Annotated in this window: 16 protein-coding genes and 1 pseudogene; 14 read left to right on the top strand and 3 right to left on the bottom strand. The window is 41.7% G+C overall.

The window, feature by feature from the left end:
• Positions 1–41: 41 nt before the first annotated feature.
• From holA to hemW, 3 genes are read left to right on the top strand one after another with little or no spacing between them, the layout of a single operon-like run.
• The gene (gene holA / locus NQ508_RS09300) at positions 42–1022 is read left to right on the top strand and encodes a DNA polymerase III subunit delta (protein WP_006428964.1); all 981 of its coding nucleotides are present in this window, start codon (positions 42–44) and stop codon (positions 1020–1022) included.
• A gap of 42 nt (positions 1023–1064) precedes the next feature.
• Positions 1065–2879 carry a translation elongation factor 4 gene (lepA, locus tag NQ508_RS09295; protein ID WP_022415347.1) on the top strand — a complete coding sequence of 605 codons (1815 nt, stop codon included), beginning with the start codon at positions 1065–1067 and terminating at the stop codon, positions 2877–2879.
• Complete coding sequence (hemW, locus tag NQ508_RS09290; RefSeq protein ID WP_006428962.1) at positions 2879–3985, top strand: radical SAM family heme chaperone HemW; 1107 nt, start codon at positions 2879–2881, stop codon at positions 3983–3985. Before lepA ends, hemW begins: the two co-directional genes overlap by 1 nt.
• Positions 3986–4192: 207 nt before the next feature.
• Here hemW and NQ508_RS09285 read toward each other — a convergent pair whose 3' ends face one another.
• From NQ508_RS09285 to NQ508_RS09275, 3 genes are read right to left on the bottom strand one after another with little or no spacing between them, the layout of a single operon-like run.
• On the bottom strand, positions 4193–4705 hold the full coding sequence (locus NQ508_RS09285; RefSeq protein WP_022415348.1) for a DUF4364 family protein: 513 nt from the start codon (positions 4703–4705) through the stop codon (positions 4193–4195).
• Positions 4706–4707: 2 nt separating this feature from the next.
• A complete protein-coding gene (gene mnmL / locus NQ508_RS09280) occupies positions 4708–5631 on the bottom strand; it encodes a tRNA modification radical SAM protein MnmL/YtqA (protein ID WP_006428960.1) in 924 nt (307 codons plus the stop codon).
• Between the two features lies 1 nt (position 5632).
• Complete coding sequence (locus tag NQ508_RS09275) at positions 5633–6781, bottom strand: NAD(P)-dependent malic enzyme (protein WP_006428959.1); 1149 nt, start codon at positions 6779–6781, stop codon at positions 5633–5635.
• Between the two features lie 264 nt (positions 6782–7045).
• On the opposite strand from NQ508_RS09275, the gene rho reads away from it, so the two are divergent.
• From rho to NQ508_RS09220, 11 genes and pseudogenes are all read left to right on the top strand, one after another.
• The gene (gene rho, locus NQ508_RS09270; protein WP_055180426.1) at positions 7046–8383 is read left to right on the top strand and encodes a transcription termination factor Rho; all 1338 of its coding nucleotides are present in this window, start codon (positions 7046–7048) and stop codon (positions 8381–8383) included.
• Positions 8384–8483: 100 nt separating this feature from the next.
• Entirely contained in the window at positions 8484–8687 is a 204-nt protein-coding gene (rpmE, locus tag NQ508_RS09265) for a 50S ribosomal protein L31 (RefSeq protein WP_022415351.1), read from the top strand.
• A gap of 110 nt (positions 8688–8797) precedes the next feature.
• A complete protein-coding gene (locus NQ508_RS09260; protein WP_006428956.1) occupies positions 8798–9724 on the top strand; it encodes a DUF1385 domain-containing protein in 927 nt (308 codons plus the stop codon).
• A complete protein-coding gene (prmC, locus tag NQ508_RS09255; RefSeq protein WP_006428955.1) occupies positions 9696–10559 on the top strand; it encodes a peptide chain release factor N(5)-glutamine methyltransferase in 864 nt (287 codons plus the stop codon). The genes NQ508_RS09260 and prmC overlap by 29 nt, the downstream gene beginning before the upstream one ends.
• Before the next feature lie 18 nt (positions 10560–10577).
• Positions 10578–11654 (top strand): peptide chain release factor 1, encoded by a 1077-nt coding sequence (prfA, locus tag NQ508_RS09250; protein ID WP_006428954.1) that lies wholly within the window; start codon positions 10578–10580, stop codon positions 11652–11654.
• Between the two features lie 60 nt (positions 11655–11714).
• The gene (locus tag NQ508_RS09245; RefSeq protein ID WP_006428952.1) at positions 11715–12626 is read left to right on the top strand and encodes a DUF2156 domain-containing protein; all 912 of its coding nucleotides are present in this window, start codon (positions 11715–11717) and stop codon (positions 12624–12626) included.
• A gap of 42 nt (positions 12627–12668) precedes the next feature.
• Positions 12669–13856 carry a pyridoxal phosphate-dependent aminotransferase gene (locus NQ508_RS09240; RefSeq protein WP_006428951.1) on the top strand — a complete coding sequence of 396 codons (1188 nt, stop codon included), beginning with the start codon at positions 12669–12671 and terminating at the stop codon, positions 13854–13856.
• 9 nt (positions 13857–13865) lie between these two features.
• Positions 13866–14921, top strand: a complete 1056-nt coding sequence (gene hisC / locus NQ508_RS09235; RefSeq protein WP_006428950.1) for a histidinol-phosphate transaminase — start codon at positions 13866–13868, stop codon at positions 14919–14921.
• 12 nt (positions 14922–14933) lie between these two features.
• Complete coding sequence (locus NQ508_RS09230) at positions 14934–15446, top strand: COG2426 family protein (RefSeq protein ID WP_006428949.1); 513 nt, start codon at positions 14934–14936, stop codon at positions 15444–15446.
• A gap of 7 nt (positions 15447–15453) precedes the next feature.
• A pseudogene (locus NQ508_RS09225) lies at positions 15454–16494 on the top strand (3-deoxy-7-phosphoheptulonate synthase); the annotation flags it as partial.
• Positions 16495–16898: 404 nt separating this feature from the next.
• Positions 16899–17858 (top strand): carbohydrate kinase family protein, encoded by a 960-nt coding sequence (locus NQ508_RS09220; RefSeq protein WP_006428947.1) that lies wholly within the window; start codon positions 16899–16901, stop codon positions 17856–17858.
• The last annotated feature ends 1 nt before the right edge of the window (position 17859 follow it).

Genomic DNA, 17859 nt, shown 5'->3' with positions numbered 1-17859 from the left:
TCAGTATACTTTTAAGAGGTGAAAAAGATAGGAGAACACCGATGAAAAGTTTAAATGAAGATATAAAAACAGGAAATTTTAAGCCGGTATATCTCCTGTATGGGGAAGAGGCTTATCTGAAAAAGCAATACAGAGACCGGATAACCAAGGCAATATTTCCGGATGGGGATACGGTAAATTATGCATATTATGAAGGCAAAGGGATAAATCCGGGTGAACTCATAGATCTTGCCGAGACAATGCCGTTTTTTGCAAAGCGTCGTCTGATAGTGGTAGAAAATTCGGGATTTTTTAAAAATGCAACACCGGATCTGGCCGATTATATCAAGACGATGCCGGATACGGCATGCTTTTTGTTCGTGGAAAATGAGGCGGACAAACGAGGAAAGATGTATAAAGCGGTGAAGAGTAAAGGACGCGTAGTTGAGATGGCGCGTCAGGATGAGAAGACATTATTATACTGGGTTGCAGGTAATGTAAAAAAAGAAGGCTACAAGATCAAGGAACAGACGGCCAGATATCTTCTGTCAACAACAGGAACGGATATGGAGAATCTGGAAAAAGAACTGGAAAAACTCTTTTGTTACTGTATGGGAAAAGAAGAGATTGAGATATCAGATATAGAAGCAATCTGTACAACACAGATTACAAATAAGATTTTTGATATGGTAGAAGCGGTTGCAATGAAGAACCAGAAAAAGGCGCTTGATTACTATTATGATCTTCTGGCATTAAAAGAACCGCCGATGCGTATCTTATACCTTCTGACGAGACAGTTTAAGCTGCTTTTGGAAGTGAAAGATCTGGTGGGGAAACGTTACGATAAATCATCAATCGCAAAGACAGTCGGACTTCATCCGTTTGTGGCGGGAAAATATATGCAGCAATGCCGCACATTTGAAAAGAAAGAGTTAAGGAACATTCTGGAAGAGGCTGTAGATACCGAAGAGATGGTAAAGACGGGACGCCTGAATGATGTGATGAGTGTGGAACTTTTCATTGTAAAATACAGTGCTGCATGATAGAATTGATAAGATAAACATTTAATTAAGGAGAAGATATTAGTGTCAGGAATAGATCAGAGTAAAATTCGAAATTTTTGTATTATAGCACATATTGACCATGGTAAATCAACACTGGCGGACCGTATCATTGAGATGACGGGACTTCTTACCAGTCGTGAGATGCAGTCCCAGGTGTTAGACAATATGGAGCTGGAAAGAGAACGAGGAATCACGATCAAAGCCCAGACAGTCAGAACGGTATATAAGGCAAAGGATGGAGAAGAGTATATCTTTAACCTGATCGATACGCCGGGGCATGTAGACTTTAACTATGAAGTATCCCGAAGCCTTGCAGCTTGTGACGGGGCAATTCTGGTAGTGGATGCCGCACAGGGGGTAGAAGCACAGACGCTTGCCAATGTATACCTTGCGCTGGATCATGATCTGGATGTAGTACCGGTATTAAATAAGATCGATCTTCCAAGTGCCGATCCGGAACGTGTGATTGAAGAGATTGAGGATGTGATCGGAATAGAGGCAGAGGATGCGCCGCAGATTTCTGCAAAGACCGGACTGAATGTAGATCAGGTGCTGGAAGAAATCGTGGCAAAGATACCGGCACCAACCGGAGATCCGAAAGCACCGCTTCAGGCGTTGATCTTTGATTCTTTATATGATGCGTATAAAGGTGTTATCGTATTTTGCAGAATCAAAGAAGGAACTGTAAAAAAAGGAACACCGATCCTTATGATGGCGACAGGAGCTAAGGCAGAAGTAGTAGAAGTTGGTTATTTTGGGGCCGGACAGTTTATTCCGTGTGAGGAACTGAGTGCCGGAATGGTAGGCTATATTACGGCAAGTCTTAAGAACGTAAAGGATACCCGCGTGGGTGATACGGTAACCAATGCGGCACATCCATGTGCAGAACCGCTTCCGGGATATAAGAAAGTAAATCCAATGGTTTACTGTGGATTATATCCGGCAGATGGCGCAAAATACCCGGATCTCAGGGATGCGTTGGAGAAATTACAGTTAAATGATGCATCACTGCAGTTCGAACCTGAGACTTCAATTGCACTGGGATTCGGATTCCGCTGTGGATTCCTTGGACTTCTGCATCTGGAGATCATTCAGGAACGTCTGGAAAGAGAATATAATCTGGATCTGGTAACAACTGCGCCGGGGGTTATCTATAAAGTACACAAGACAAATGGAGATGTGATAGAGCTTACGAATCCATCGAACCTTCCGGATCCTTCAGAGATCGAATATATGGAAGAGCCAATGGTAAAAGCAGAGATCATGGTGACAGCGGAGTTTATCGGTGCGATCATGGATCTGTGCCAGGAACGTCGAGGCGTATATGAAGGTATGGAGTATATTGAAGAGACACGTGCAGTATTACATTACCAGCTCCCGCTTAATGAAATCATTTATGATTTCTTTGATGCATTAAAATCAAGATCAAGAGGATATGCTTCGTTTGACTATGAGATGGCCGGTTATGTGAAGTCAGAACTTGTCAAACTGGATATCCTGATCAATAAAGAAGAAGTCGATGCATTGTCATTTATCATTCATGCAGATACTGCATACGAACGCGGAAGAAAGATGTGCGAGAAGTTAAAAGAAGAGATCCCGAGACAGTTATTCGAGATTCCAATCCAGGCAGCAATCGGAAGTAAGATCATCGCGCGTGAAACAGTTCGTGCGATGCGTAAAGACGTGCTGGCAAAATGTTATGGTGGAGATATCAGCCGTAAGAGAAAGCTTCTGGAAAAACAGAAAGAAGGAAAGAAACGTATGCGTCAGGTGGGCAACGTAGAGATTCCGCAGAAAGCATTTATGAGTGTATTGAAGCTGGATGATAAATAATGAGACCATTAGAGTTATATATCCATATTCCATTTTGTGTAAAAAAATGTCGGTACTGTGATTTCCTGTCTGCGCCTGCAACACCTGAAGCGAGACAGGAGTATGTCATGGGCTTGTGCCAGAAGATCCGTTCTTATTATGATCTTGCCGGTATGTACCATGTAAGCAGTATTTTTATAGGAGGCGGTACACCGTCCATATTAGAAACTCAGCAGATGAGGAGTATCTTCGATGCGATACGTGCTACATTTCCAATTGATTCGGACGCGGAGATCACGGTAGAAGTGAACCCGGGGACAGTAGATAAGTTGAAATTGATGGCATATCGGAATGTCGGGATTAATCGTCTGAGTATCGGATTACAGTCAACGGATGATCAGGAATTAAAGATGCTCGGAAGAATTCATACATATAAAGACTTCCTGGATACCTATACGCTTGCAAGAGAAGTGGGATTTCAGAATATCAATGTAGATCTGATGTCGGGAATTCCATTTCAGACATTGGGAGGATGGGAAGATACATTAAAAAAAGTGGCAGAACTTGGTCCAGAACATATCTCCGCATACAGTCTGATCATCGAAGAAGGAACGCCGTTCTATGAAAAGTACGGAGAGGGTGAACGCGCTGAGGCGAGAAGAAGAAGAGAACTTCCGGATGAAGATACAGAACGGATGATGTATCAGTTTACAAAAAATATTTTGTGGAGTTACGGCTATCACAGATATGAGATATCTAATTATGCCAAAGAAGGATATGAATGCCGGCATAACCTTGGATACTGGAACCGCACAGAATATCTGGGAATCGGAACCGGTGCGGCATCTCTTATCAATAACCAACGATTCGTAGAAGGCGGTGAGATCGAAGTTCTTAGTTTGCAGAATCAGATGGAAGAATATATGTTTCTGGGGCTCAGAAAAATCGAAGGAGTATCCAAGACTGACTTCAGGCAGACTTTCGGAAGAAGTATTGAAAATGCATATGGAAAAGTACTGATCGATATGTACCAAAAGCAGCTGCTTGAAGACACCGGCGAATACATCCGGTTAACAGAAAAAGGAATCGATGTCAGCAACTATGTCATGAGCGAGTTTCTATTTTAAATTGTTCCAATCAAGATATCACAACGGTTAAGGTTCTATTATATAATTATTATGGCATACAAAAATGTAACTGAATAAAAGAATAGAAGCTATTTCTGTGCATATGAGGTCATGGTTAGTAACTCTAGAGTTTCTCCATGATTGAATCAGCACAGAAATGGCTTCTATTCTTTTATTCAGGTCCGGGGTAAGTCACCAAAATAATTACTACAACAACTTCGCCATTACTAACGCATAAATCTCCTGGTTCCGTTTCTGCCAGTTGTTTGCAATGGTTGCAGCTTCGGATTCTGTCGGGGCTGTTACAGTGAGGTCGATCAGAGGAAGTCCCTGTTCGATGACCTGACAGCGTACAGAATATTCCATGTTGGAATTCTCGAAATAGTCCGCTTTTACGGACATCTCATTTTTTAATTCGTAATGTTTCTCTTTTAAAAATTCGTCGATATCATGCTGGATTGCAGGAGAGATATCGTTTGTAAAATAATGGATGGTCTCTGCTCCGTCTTCCGTAAGATGATAAAATGTACGGTGATGAGTAGATTCTTCACGAATAAATCCTGATTCCAGAAGTTCGGATAAAGCCTGTTGTAATTTAAAGTAGGTTGTATATCCTTCATCCAGAATAAATTCTGATATCTGGGAATTGGTAAGAGGAAAATCAACTTCGTTCAACATATACAAAATGATCAATTTATATAACGTAAAAGATTTGGCCAAGGTTAACACTCCTTTCCCTGCCAGATGTCATGTGTTTTTAAGTAAGACTGGAACTGATTCAGAACTTGCCTTTTGTTACAGGTCCATAAAGGGGCGATCAAAAGATTTTTTGGTCCGTCTCCGGTTAATCGGTGGATAACGATGTCCGGTCTTAAGTGGCTGATACACATCCCGAGAAGCTGGTAGTATTCTTCCGGTGTGGGAATGTAGAATGGAGAGGCCAGGTAGATGTCGGCCAGATTGGTATCTTTTAATACATGTAAAAGCTGCAGTTTGATGCCCTGAATATCCTGGTGGTTCAGGTATTCTATGGTCTTGAGTATATCCTGTTCGGTTTCATTTGGAAGACACAGGATTGTATGGACAATAACATCGATTCCACGCTTTCGAAGCTCGGATACTGCATTTTCAAATACCGGAAGCTCATAACCTCTGCGGATATATCGGGCACTTTCGTCATGAATAGTCTGAAGACCAAGTTCAACCCAGACTGGTTTGATCCGGTTTAAATTTTCCAGGAGATCCAGAATCTTTTCGCTTAGACAATCCGGTCTGGTAGCTATGGAAAGAATCCGGATATCAGGATGTGTAATTGCTTCCATATATAATGTTTCCAGATATTCTAAAGAAGCATAAGTGTTGGTATATGCCTGAAAATAAGCAATGTAAGATGATCCGGTATATTTTTTTGCAGACTGCTGCTTCCCGGCTTCAATCTGCTCTGTGACAGACAGAGTACGACTGGCGGCAAAATCGCCGGAACCCCCACGGCTGCAGAAAATGCAACCGTGGGTTCCGAGGGTACCATCCCTGTTTGGACATGTCATGCCGCCGTCGAGAGATATCTTATAGAGCTTTTCACCATAAGTCTTTTTCAGATAATAATCCAGAGAATAGTATCTTTTTTCTCCCCAGTGTACGGTCATATCAGATCAGTTCCTTTACAGCACGGCTTACAACATCTGCAACACGTGGGTCAAATGCTTCAGGAAGAATATTATTTTCATTCAGCTCTTCATCAGGAACAAGACCTGCGATTGCTTTTGCAGTAGCCAGTTTCATATCTTCGGTGATGGCAGTAGCACGTCCCTCGAGAGCACCTTTGAAGATACCAGGGAAAGCAACCACGTTATTTACCTGGTTCGGGAAGTCGGAACGGCCGGTTCCTACTACTTTAGCGCCCGCAGCTTTTGCAATATCCGGCATGATCTCAGGTACCGGATTGGCCATGGCAAATAAGATGGCATCTTTGTTCATAGAAGCAACCATTTCCGGTGTAACAATATTCGGAGCCGATACGCCGACAAAAATATCAGCGCCTTTTAATGCATCGGCGAGTTTACCGGTTTTCTGTTCCAGGTTGGTTACTTCAACCATCTTCTCCTGCATCCAGTTGAGGTCTTTGGAATCTTTTCCGAGAATTCCATTTATGTCGCACATGGTGACATGTTTAAAGCCGTAGGTCAGGAGCAGTTTGGTAATAGCAACTCCGGCAGAACCGGCACCATTTACGACAACTTTGGAAGATTCCTTATCTTTTCCGGTTACTTTCATAGCATTAATGATTCCGGCAAGAACTACGATAGCAGTTCCGTGCTGGTCATCATGAAATACAGGAATATCCAGCAGTTCTTTCAGTCGTTCTTCGATTTCAAAGCATCTTGGAGCACTGATGTCTTCCAGATTGATCCCTCCGAAAGCAGGGGCGATATTTACAACTGTTTTGATGATCTCTTCAGTATCCTGTGTGTCAAGACAGATCGGTACAGCGTTGACACCACCGAATTCTTTAAAAAGAACAGCCTTTCCTTCCATAACAGGCATTGCCGCAAGAGCACCGATATTACCAAGACCGAGTACGGCACTTCCGTCAGAAACAACAGCTACAGTATTGGATTTCATAGTATAAGTATAGGCAGCCTCGGGATCTTTTGCGATTACCTTACAAGGTTCTGCAACACCAGGGGTATAGGCAATTGCAAGATCTTCACGTGAATTTACGTGGGATTTTGCACAAGTTTCAATCTTTCCATGCCATTCTTCGTGCATTTTCAGGGCTTTTTCACTATTCGTCATTTTATGGATACCACCTTTTCATAAGTTTGTTTAATCATATCATTCATAGAAGTTCAAGTCAATATACGCACAAAAGAGGAATTGGGTAGAATAGATATACCGTTATGAAAAAGAACTTTAAAAAAGAACAAAGATGTAGTATAATATCTCCATGTTTCAAATAGTATCGTCATTTCTGACGTGATTTTCCAGTAAAGTAAGAGATGCTACTTAATAAATGAAGAAACTAGAATGAAAGCAGTTTGATGTGAAAGGACTAATATGATGAGAGAAAAATATGAATCTCTTCCGCTGGCGACGTTAAAAGATCTCGCTAAAGCAAGAGGATTAAAGGGAATTTCCACCATGAAAAAGGCAGAACTGATAGAGCGTATGCTGGAAGAAGATGAAAAAGAAAAGAAATCGGCACGAGAAACCGTGAAAGAATTATCTGCTAATACAGGAGATAAAGAAGTACATGATATAGATAAGCTGGACAGTGGAATTACGGCACATGGGATTCTTGAAGTTATGCAGGATGGTTATGGATTTATCCGAAGTGCTAATTATCTGCCGGGGGAAAACGATGTCTATGTATCTCCGTCTCAGATCCGAAGATTTAATCTGAAAACAGGAGATATACTGGAAGGAAATACAAGAATCAAAACACAGCAGGAAAAATTCAGTGCACTTTTATATCTTTCAAAGATCAATGAGATGGATCCTATGAAGGCTATGCACAGAAAAAATTTTGAAGATATGACACCAATCTTTCCGAATGAAAGACTGAGTCTGGAATGTGGAAAGACAAGTACTGCAATGCGCATTATGGATTTGATGTCTCCGATCGGAAAAGGACAGAGAGGTATGATCGTCTCACCACCGAAAGCAGGAAAGACAACCTTATTAAAGCAGGTTGCATTATCCGTACAAAAGAATAATCCGGAAGTACATCTTTTGATTCTTCTGATCGATGAGCGTCCGGAAGAAGTAACGGATATCCGTGAATCAATAGAGGGACCGAATGTAGAAGTAATCTATTCTACGTTTGATGAGCTTCCTGAGCACCATAAGCGTGTATCAGAGATGGTGATCGAACGGGCCAAACGACTGGTAGAGCACAAAAAAGATGTCATGATCCTGATTGACAGTATTACAAGACTGGCAAGAGCTTATAACCTTACAGTACCTCCGTCAGGAAGAACATTATCCGGAGGACTTGATCCTGCAGCACTTCACATGCCGAAGCGTTTCTTTGGTGCGGCGAGAAATATGAGAGAAGGCGGAAGTCTTACAATACTGGCAACGGCACTTGTGGATACGGGAAGCAAGATGGACGATGTTGTATATGAAGAATTTAAAGGAACCGGTAATATGGAACTGGTATTGGACCGCAAGCTTTCCGAAAAAAGAATGTTTCCTGCTATTGATATCTTAAAATCAGGAACAAGAAGAGAAGATCTTCTGCTTTCAAAAGAGGAACAGGAAGCTGTTGAAAGTATGAGAAGAGCACTGAACGGACTGCGTCCGGAAGAGGCGGTAGATAACATACTGAATATGTTCTCAAGAACGCGGAATAATGAAGAATTAATACAAATGGTAAAAAAGACAAAATTTATCTAGACAAAACTTGATTCTTGTGTTACAATGAACGAGCTGTGTAAATAAAAGAAATTTACTGCACATTAAGTGCGTGTCAAAAAATAAAGAAGAGGTGAAAATCATGAAAGAAGGAATACATCCAAATTATTATCAGGCAACTGTAACTTGTAACTGTGGAAATACATTCGTAACAGGATCTACAAGTGAAGAAATCCACGTAGAAATCTGTTCTAAATGTCATCCATTCTATACAGGACAGCAGAAAGCAACTCAGGCTCGTGGCCGTGTTGATAAGTTCAATAAGAAATACGGAATGGACAAATAAGATTACAAGTATTGGGTTGAGGTTTTTGAATCTCAACCCTTTTTTCATTACAATAGATCTTCGGGCAAGAGATAGTCTTTGTTCCAGAAGATGTGGTATAAGGAGAATATATGAAATCATCAAATATCGGCGGACAGGCAGTTTTAGAGGGAATCATGATGAAGAATCAGGATCGTTATGCTGTGGCTGTCAGAAAACCGGACGGAGAGATCTTTGTTCAGACAGAGACGTTTCACAGTATTACCGGCAATTGGAAAAAACTGACTACGATTCCTTTTGTCCGGGGGGTTTTTAATTTTATTGATTCCATGGTACTTGGAATCAAGACGCTGACTTTTTCGGCGAGTTTTTATGAAGAGGAAGAAGAAAAAGAGCTTTCCGGAAAAGATCTGAAAAAGAAAGAAAAGCAAGAGAACCTGATGATGGCAGGAACGGTTGCCTTTTCCATTGTTGCAGCAGTTGCAATCTTTATGATATTGCCGTATTTTCTGTCGACACTTATGAAACCGGTTATTCCGTCGTATCATCTTAGAACCGTGATAGAAGGTGTTGTCCGGATTGGAATTTTTATTGTGTATATTTTGCTGATTTCCAGAATGGAGGATATTCAGAGAACATTTATGTACCACGGTGCGGAGCATAAGTGTATCAACTGTATTGAACATGGGCTGCCGCTTACGGTGGAGAATGTAAGGAAAAGTTCGAGACAGCATAAAAGATGTGGGACAAGTTTTCTGTTTTTTGTGCTGGCGATCAGTATTATTTTACTGTTGCTGATTCGGGTGGAATCTCCTTTGATGCGGGTGGTTGTCCGTATTGCACTGCTTCCGGTGATCGCCGGAATCTCTTATGAGGTGTTGAAACTGGCGGGGAACAGTGAAAATGCCCTGGTCAATCTGTTAAGTAAGCCGGGAATGGCAATTCAGATGATGACAACCAGTGAACCGGATGATGATATGATAGAAGTAGCGATACAGGCAGTAGAAGCTGTATTTGACTGGAGGGCGTATGAACGGGAAAATTTTCACACTTCGTAATCTCTACCAGAGTGGAACAGAAAAACTTGAAAAGGCAGGGATACGGGAAGCAAAACTGGATGCCTGGTATCTGCTTGAATATAAGACCGGAATCAGCAGAGCAGTATTTTTGGCAGACCCGGACAGAGAAGTAGAAGAAGAAAAAGCAGAAAGCTATCAGAAAGATATCTGCACAAGAGCAAGAAGAATTCCACTTCAGCATATTACCGGTGAACAGGAATTCATGGGATTAAATTTTAAAGTGAATGAAAATGTGCTGGTTCCAAGACAGGATACAGAGATTCTGGTAGAAGAGGCTTTAAAACGGATCAGACCAGATATGCAGATCCTGGACATGTGTACCGGTTCGGGATGTATTCTGGAAAGTATTTTAAAATTCGGCGAAAAAAAACAGATGCATCTGAAAGGAACCGGCTGCGATATTTCGGAAGAGGCATTGAAAGTTGCACGAGAAAACAACAGCCGTCTGGGAACAGATGCAAGATTTATAAAAAGTGATCTGTTTGAATCTGTCACCGAAAAATACGATATGATCGTGTCTAATCCGCCTTATATCAGGACAGAAGAAATCAGTCGTCTGGATGAGGAAGTAAAACTTCATGATCCATGGATTGCGCTGGATGGAAAAGAGGACGGACTTTATTTTTATCGTCTGATTGTAAAAGACAGTATAAGATATCTGAACAAGGGAGGATATATCCTGTTCGAGATTGGCTTTGATCAGGGAAAAGATGTATCAGAACTTTTGAAAAACGAAGGATATGAGGAAATCGAGATAAAAAAGGATTTAGCGGGACTTGACCGCGTAGTTATGGGAAGGTACAATAAAGAGTAATGTTAAGGAGGAAATACCATGTTTGATAAATTAGAAGATCTGCGCATCCGTCTGGATGAGATATTAAATGAACTTCAGGAACCGGATGTGGCAAATGACCAGAACCGCTTCCGCAAACTTATGAAAGAGCAGAATGATCTGACTCCGATTGTAGAGGCGTATAATGAATACAAAGAATGCAAGCAGGCAATTGAGGATAGCCTTGAGATGTTAGAGGAAGAGTCCGATGAAGAGATGCGTGAACTTGCAAAAGAAGAGTTGAATGATAACAAGAAACGTGTAGAAGAACTGGAACAGGAACTGAAGATCCTTCTTCTTCCAAAGGACCCTAACGATGAAAAGAACGTTATCGTTGAGATCCGTGCCGGTGCAGGCGGAGATGAGGCTGCACTTTTTGCGGCAGAGATCTACCGTATGTATATGCATTATGCAGAAAGCCAGAGATGGAAAGTCGAGCTGGTAGAATGTGAAGAGATCGGTATCGGCGGAATGAAAAATGTAACATTCATGATCGATGGTAAAGGTGCTTATTCCAAGATGAAATACGAATCCGGGGTACACCGTGTACAGCGTGTACCGGAGACCGAATCCGGTGGACGTATCCATACCTCTACGATCACAGTAGCGGTGATGCCGGAGGCAGAAGATGTAGATATCCAGATTGATGAGAAAGATATCCGTATCGATGTTATGCGTGCATCTGGTAACGGTGGACAGTGTGTCAATACCACGGACTCTGCTGTACGACTGACACATTATCCGACAGGAATTGTAATCTACAGCCAGACAGAGAAATCTCAGTTACAGAATAAAGACAAAGCGTTCGCTCTTTTACGCGCGAAGTTATATGATCTGGAATGCCAGAAACGTCATGATGCAGAAGCAGAAGCAAGAAAGAGCCAGATCGGTACCGGAGACAGATCGGAAAAGATCCGTACTTACAACTTCCCACAGGGACGTGTGACAGATCACCGTATCGGACTTACATTATACAAACTGGATAAGATCATGAACGGTGATATTCAGGAGATCATTGATGCTTGTATCGCGGCTGATCAGGCAGCAAAACTTGCAAATATGAATGAAGAAATGTAAGAAGCCGGAATATAAGATTTTAGAAAGAATCCGGAAAATTAAAGAAGGTAAATACAGAATATGGGAGCAACACAGTTTAAACGTGCAGAATTAGAGGATCAGGAGATTATCTCACATTACTTTGAACATCATACCAGCAGAAGCTGTGAGAGAACATTTGCCAATGTGTATCTCTGGTCCAGACAGTATCCGGTAAAATGGGCGATCATCAAGAATGCACTGGTATTCAAAAGTGAGGATGAGAATCACGTATCCTTTGCCTACCCGGCCGGAGCACCGGAAGATGTGAAGAATGCCCTGGAAGAGATGATGGAATATTCCAAAGCGAAGGGCAGGCCATTCCTGATGTACAATGTGACACCGGAATATTTTGCCCAGTTAGAGGAGTGGTATCCGGGAAGATTCCAGATTGAATACGACAGAGATTCTGCAGATTACGTCTATGAATCTGAGAAACTGGCAACACTTTCGGGAAAGAAACTTCACGGAAAGCGGAATCATATCAACAAATTCAAAAGCCTGTTCGAAGACCGCTGGTCTTATGAAAGTATGACAAAAGATAATCTGGAAGAATGTTTCCAGATGGCACTTAAGTGGCGGACAGAGAATGACTGTGAAGATGATGATGAAAAAAGGGGAGAGATGTGCGTAGCACTGAATTCCCTGAGACTGTTTGAAGAACTTCATCTGACGGGAGGAGTCTTAAGGATCGATGGTAAAGTTGTTGCATTTACGATCGGAGAGCCGATATGCGAAGACACTTATGTCGTGCATATTGAAAAAGCATATGCCGATGTACAGGGCGCATATACGATGATCAATCAGCAGTTTGTAGAGCATGAATGCATGAACTATAAATATGTAAACCGGGAAGATGATACCGGAGCAGAAGGCCTTAGAAAGGCAAAGCTTTCTTACCGTCCAGCTTTTATGGTAGAAAAGGGTGATGTGACAGAGAAAGCGCAGGGCTAAGACTTACAAATGAAAGACTTGTAGTGAGAAAGGAGCAACAAAATGATAGCGGATAAGATGAAAAATATGGTAGCCAACAGTTCGGCTATCCGTGCAATGTTTGAGGAAGGTAACCGTCTGGCAGGAATTTACGGAGCTGAGAATGTATTTGATTTCAGTCTGGGCAATCCGAACGTGCCGGCACCGGAGGCCGTGAAGAATGCGATCATTGAGATTGTAAGTGAGGAAGATCCAATCGTACTTCACGGATATACCAACAGCAACTGCGGATATGCAGATGTAAGAGAGGCAGTAGCTGATTCTTTAAATAAGCGTTTTGATACGCATTTTGAAGGCAAAAATATTGTCATGACGGTTGGTGCAGCCGGTGGATTAAATGTTATCTTGAAAGCGCTGATCAATCCGGGAGATGAAGTGATCGCATTTGCACCATATTTTGGAGAATATCGTTCTTATACGAACAACTACGATGGTGTACTGGTAGAAATCTCACCGAATACCGTTGACTTCCAGCCAAAACTGGATGAATTTGAACAAAAGATCACACCAAAGACAAAAGCCGTTATCGTCAATAATCCGAACAACCCGACTGGTGTTGTATATTCCGAAGAGACGATCAAAAAGCTCGCCGCTATCATGGAGGCAAAGCAGAAAGAATTCGGAACAGACATCGTTCTGATCTCCGACGAGCCTTATCGTGAGCTGGCTTATGACGGAGTAGAAGTTCCGTATCTCACAAAATATTATGACAATACCGTAGTGGGATACTCCTACAGCAAATCATTGTCACTTCCGGGAGAACGTATCGGATACTTGGTTATTCCGGATGAATTAAAAGACAGTGAAGAAGTACTTTCCGCAGCCAATGTCGCAACACGTATCCTCGGATTTGTTAATGCACCGACACTGCAGCAGAAAGTAGTAGAAAAATGCCTGAATGAAAAGACAGACCTTTCTTTCTATGATCGCAACAGAGAAGATCTATATAACGGACTGAAAGAGTGCGGATTTGAGTGCATTAAGCCACAGGGAGCATTTTATCTGTTTGTGAAATCACCGGTTCCGAATGAGAAGGAATTCTGTGAGGCTGCAAAGAAATATAATATTCTGATCGTGCCGGGAAGTTCGTTTGCATGCCCTGGATATGTAAGACTTGCGTACTGCGTATCACATGAGACAATCGTGAATTCCCTTCCAAAATTCAAAGAACTGGCGAAAGAATATTTCTAGGAGAGCAGCATGAAAGCATTTGAAAAGAACATTCGAAAAGTAGAACCGTATGTGCCGGGCGAGCAGCCACAGCGCAAAGTAATCAAGTTGAATACCAATGAAAACCCATACGCACCTGCACCGGGTGTGACAAAGGCGTTGGAGGAGATGAATACAGACCGTCTGCGTCTGTATCCGGATCCGACGGCGGCACCACTCGTAAACGCGCTGGCTGATTTTTATCATGTGAATCCGGATCAGGTATTCGTAGGAGTAGGATCGGATGATGTGTTATCCATGTGTTTCCTGACATTTTTTAACTCAGAGAAACCAATCTTTTTTCCGGATATCACCTATTCTTTCTATAAGGTATGGGCAGATCTGTACCGCATTCCGTATGAATGCCAGAAGCTTGACGAGAACTTTAAGATTGTAAAAGAAGATTATTACAAAGAAAATGGTGGTGTGATCTTCCCAAATCCGAATGCACCGACAGGACTTTATGAAGATCTGGTTGATGTAGAAGATATTATCGCACACAATCAGGATGTAATTGTGATCGTGGATGAAGCTTACGTTGATTTCGCAGGACGTTCTGCAATGGAACTGATCGATAAATATGAAAATCTGATCATCGTTCAGACGTTTTCAAAAGCAAGATCAATGGCAGGAATGCGTATTGGTTACGCGATCAGTAATCCGACACTGATCAAGTACCTGAATGATGCAAAGTATTCTTTCAACTCTTACACCATGAATCAGACATCACTGGTATGCGGTGTGGAAGCGGTGAAAGATAAGGCATATTTTGAAGAATGTGTGAATAAGATTATCGAGACACGGGAATGGGCGAAAGAAGAGTTAAAGAATCTAGGATTCCACTGTCTGGATTCCAAATCGAACTTCATCTTTGCCATGCATCCGGATTATGATGCAAAAGAATTATTTGAAGCACTGAAAGAGAATGACATCTATGTGCGTTTCTGGGGCAGTGAAAGAATTGAACAGTATATGCGTATCACTGTGGGAACCAGAGAAGAGATGGAAGCAATGTTTGCATTTCTGAAAAAATATATGAATAAATAAGAGGAGTTTCTTATGACCAATACGTTAATACATGGGATTATTGATGCGTTAAGCGGAAGTGTGAGTAAAGAAGTGATCGTATTTCTGATCTCGATGATCCCGATCCTTGAACTTCGCGGGGCGCTGCTTGTTGCAGGACCGATCCTTGGAGTAAAGGTATCGACTGCGATTCCACTTTGCATTATCGGAAATATCATTCCGGTTCCATTTATTTTGCTTCTGATCACACCGGTATTTAACTGGATGAAGGGAACGAAAACATTCAAGCCGCTGGTGGATAAACTGGAATCCAAGGCGATGCGGCAGAAGGACCAGATTGAAAAATATGAATTCTGGGGACTGGTGTTATTCGTGGGAATCCCTCTTCCGGGAACCGGCGCATGGACAGGGTCTCTGATTGCAGCACTTCTGGGAATGAAATTTAAGAAAGCATTTCCGGCTGTTATCATTGGAATTTGTATGGCAACTGTAATTATGTGGTTTATATCGTATGTACTTCTTGGAGGGGTACATCTGTTAGGATAAAGATAAGGGAAAAGATATGTCTATGAAAGTAAATAAAGTTCTGCCATCACCGGCAGAACTGAAAGAAGAATATCCGCTGTCAGAGAAACTGATTCAGTTAAAGAAAGAACGAGACGCAGAAATACGTGATATTTTTACCGGAAAATCCGATAAATTCGCAGTGATCATCGGACCTTGTTCGGCAGATAATGAAGATTCTGTATGTGAATATGTATGCCGTCTGGCGAAGGTAAATGAAAAGGTAAAAGACCGCCTGGTATTGATTCCGAGAATCTATACCAATAAGCCAAGGACGACCGGTGAAGGATATAAGGGAATGCTTCATCAGCCAGATCCGGATAAAGCTCCGGATCTGTATGCTGGAATTATGGCAATCCGTAAGATGCATATTCGTGCAATGAAAGAAAGCGGACTGACAGCAGCGGATGAAATGTTATATCCGGAAAACAGAAGTTATCTGGATGATATCCTTTCCTATGAGGCAGTGGGTGCAAGATCGGTGGAGAATCAGCAGCACCGGCTGACGGCAAGTGGTATGGATATTCCGGTTGGAATGAAAAATCCGACCAGTGGAGATCTTTCTGTAATGCTCAACTCGATCGTAGCAGCACAGATGGGACACCGGTTCATTTACAGAACGATGGATGTAACGACGTCTGGTAATCCACTTGCACACACGATCCTTCGTGGCGGAGTTGACAAGTACGGACAGTGCATACCAAATTACCATTATGAAGAATGTGTAAGACTCTGGGAATTATATCAGAAAAAAGATCTTAAGAATCCGGCAGCAGTGATTGATGTGAATCATTCGAATTCAAACAAGAAATATAAAGAACAGATTCGTATTGTAAGTGAGGTACTGCATTCGCGCAGATATAACCCGGATCTTAAGAAGATGATTAAAGGAGTTATGGTAGAAAGTTACCTGGAAGAAGGCAGACAGGATATATCGGCTGATATGATCTATGGAAAATCGATCACAGATCCATGTATTGGATGGGAAGATACAGAAAAGCTGATCTATAAAATTGCTGAAGAATGTTAAAATAAAAACAGAAGAATTATCTACAGAACCTGCCAGTGGCAAGTTCTGTAGACAATAAATGAAGAAAGTCACATGAAAAGTTTTGGCGGAAACTTCTCATGTGACTTTCTTACAAAACGCTATCAAGAGAGGGTTCGTGGGAGGGGTAGTACCATCCAAACACGAACAATTTGCGAAATCGTCGTTTCACATAATAAAATAATACATCAGGTAACTGTATTATTTGTTATTATTTTATCAATCATTTTCGGATTCGTAAATAGGCAAAATGACAAAAAAATAACGGAATTTTTGTAAGAATTGGCAAATATGCACTTTAAGAGCCTGTGTCTTTAAAAATGTAAAATTCTATGATAAAATGAAATATGAAACAAGTGTAAGATTTAGGATAAGGAGATTTTAGGATGGAAAAGATATATGACGTAACAGCACTTGGAGAAATGCTGATCGACTTTGCAGTGAATGGGGAAAGTGAGCAGGGAAATCAGTTGTTTGAAGCCTGCCCGGGTGGTGCGCCGTGTAATGTGCTTGCAATGTTGAACAAACTTGGAAGAAAAACCGCATTCATTGGAAAAGTTGGGGATGACCAGTTTGGTAAACTGTTAAGAGATACGATTACAAATATCGGAATAGAAGCAAAAGGACTTGTGATGGATCAGGATATCCACACGACACTGGCTTTTGTACATACTTTCCCGGATGGTGACAGAGAATTTTCTTTTTACCGCAAACCGGGAGCTGATATGATGCTGAAGGAAGAGGAAGTAGATTATGATCTGATCCGCCAGTCAAAGGTATTTCACTTTGGAACACTTTCTATGACAGATGAGCCGGTGAAGAGTGCAACAAAGAAGGCACTTGCAGTCGCTAAAGAAGCAGGCTGCATGATCACATTTGATCCGAACTTACGTCCGCCGCTGTGGAAGACTCTGGATGAAGCAAAAGCACAGATGGAATATGGCTTCGAAAATTGTGACGTACTGAAGATCTCTGACAATGAGATCCAGTTTGTATCAGGAAAAGAAGATTATGATGAAGGAATTAAGTATCTTCAGGAAAAGTATCAGATTCCTCTTATCTTCCTGACGATGGGAAAAGAAGGAAGCAGAGCCTACTATAAAAACTTTCGTGTAGAGCAGCCGGGATTTACTGTGAAAGCAATTGAGACAACAGGAGCAGGAGATACATTCTGCGGATGTTCGATCAACGGTGTATTAAAGTACGGTCTGGATAATCTGGATGAGGCAAAATTAAAAGAGATTCTGACATATGCGAATGCAGGTGCAGCACTGATCACAATGAAAAAAGGTGCGATCCGTTCGATGCCGGAACCGGAAAATATCAAAGAACTGATCGGGAAATAGG

This window comes from Dorea longicatena (assembly GCF_025150085.1).
GTDB lineage: Bacteria > Bacillota > Clostridia > Lachnospirales > Lachnospiraceae > Dorea_A > Dorea_A longicatena.
Note: the sequence above shows the minus strand (reverse complement) of the source record. Positions and strands in the feature narration are given on the sequence as shown.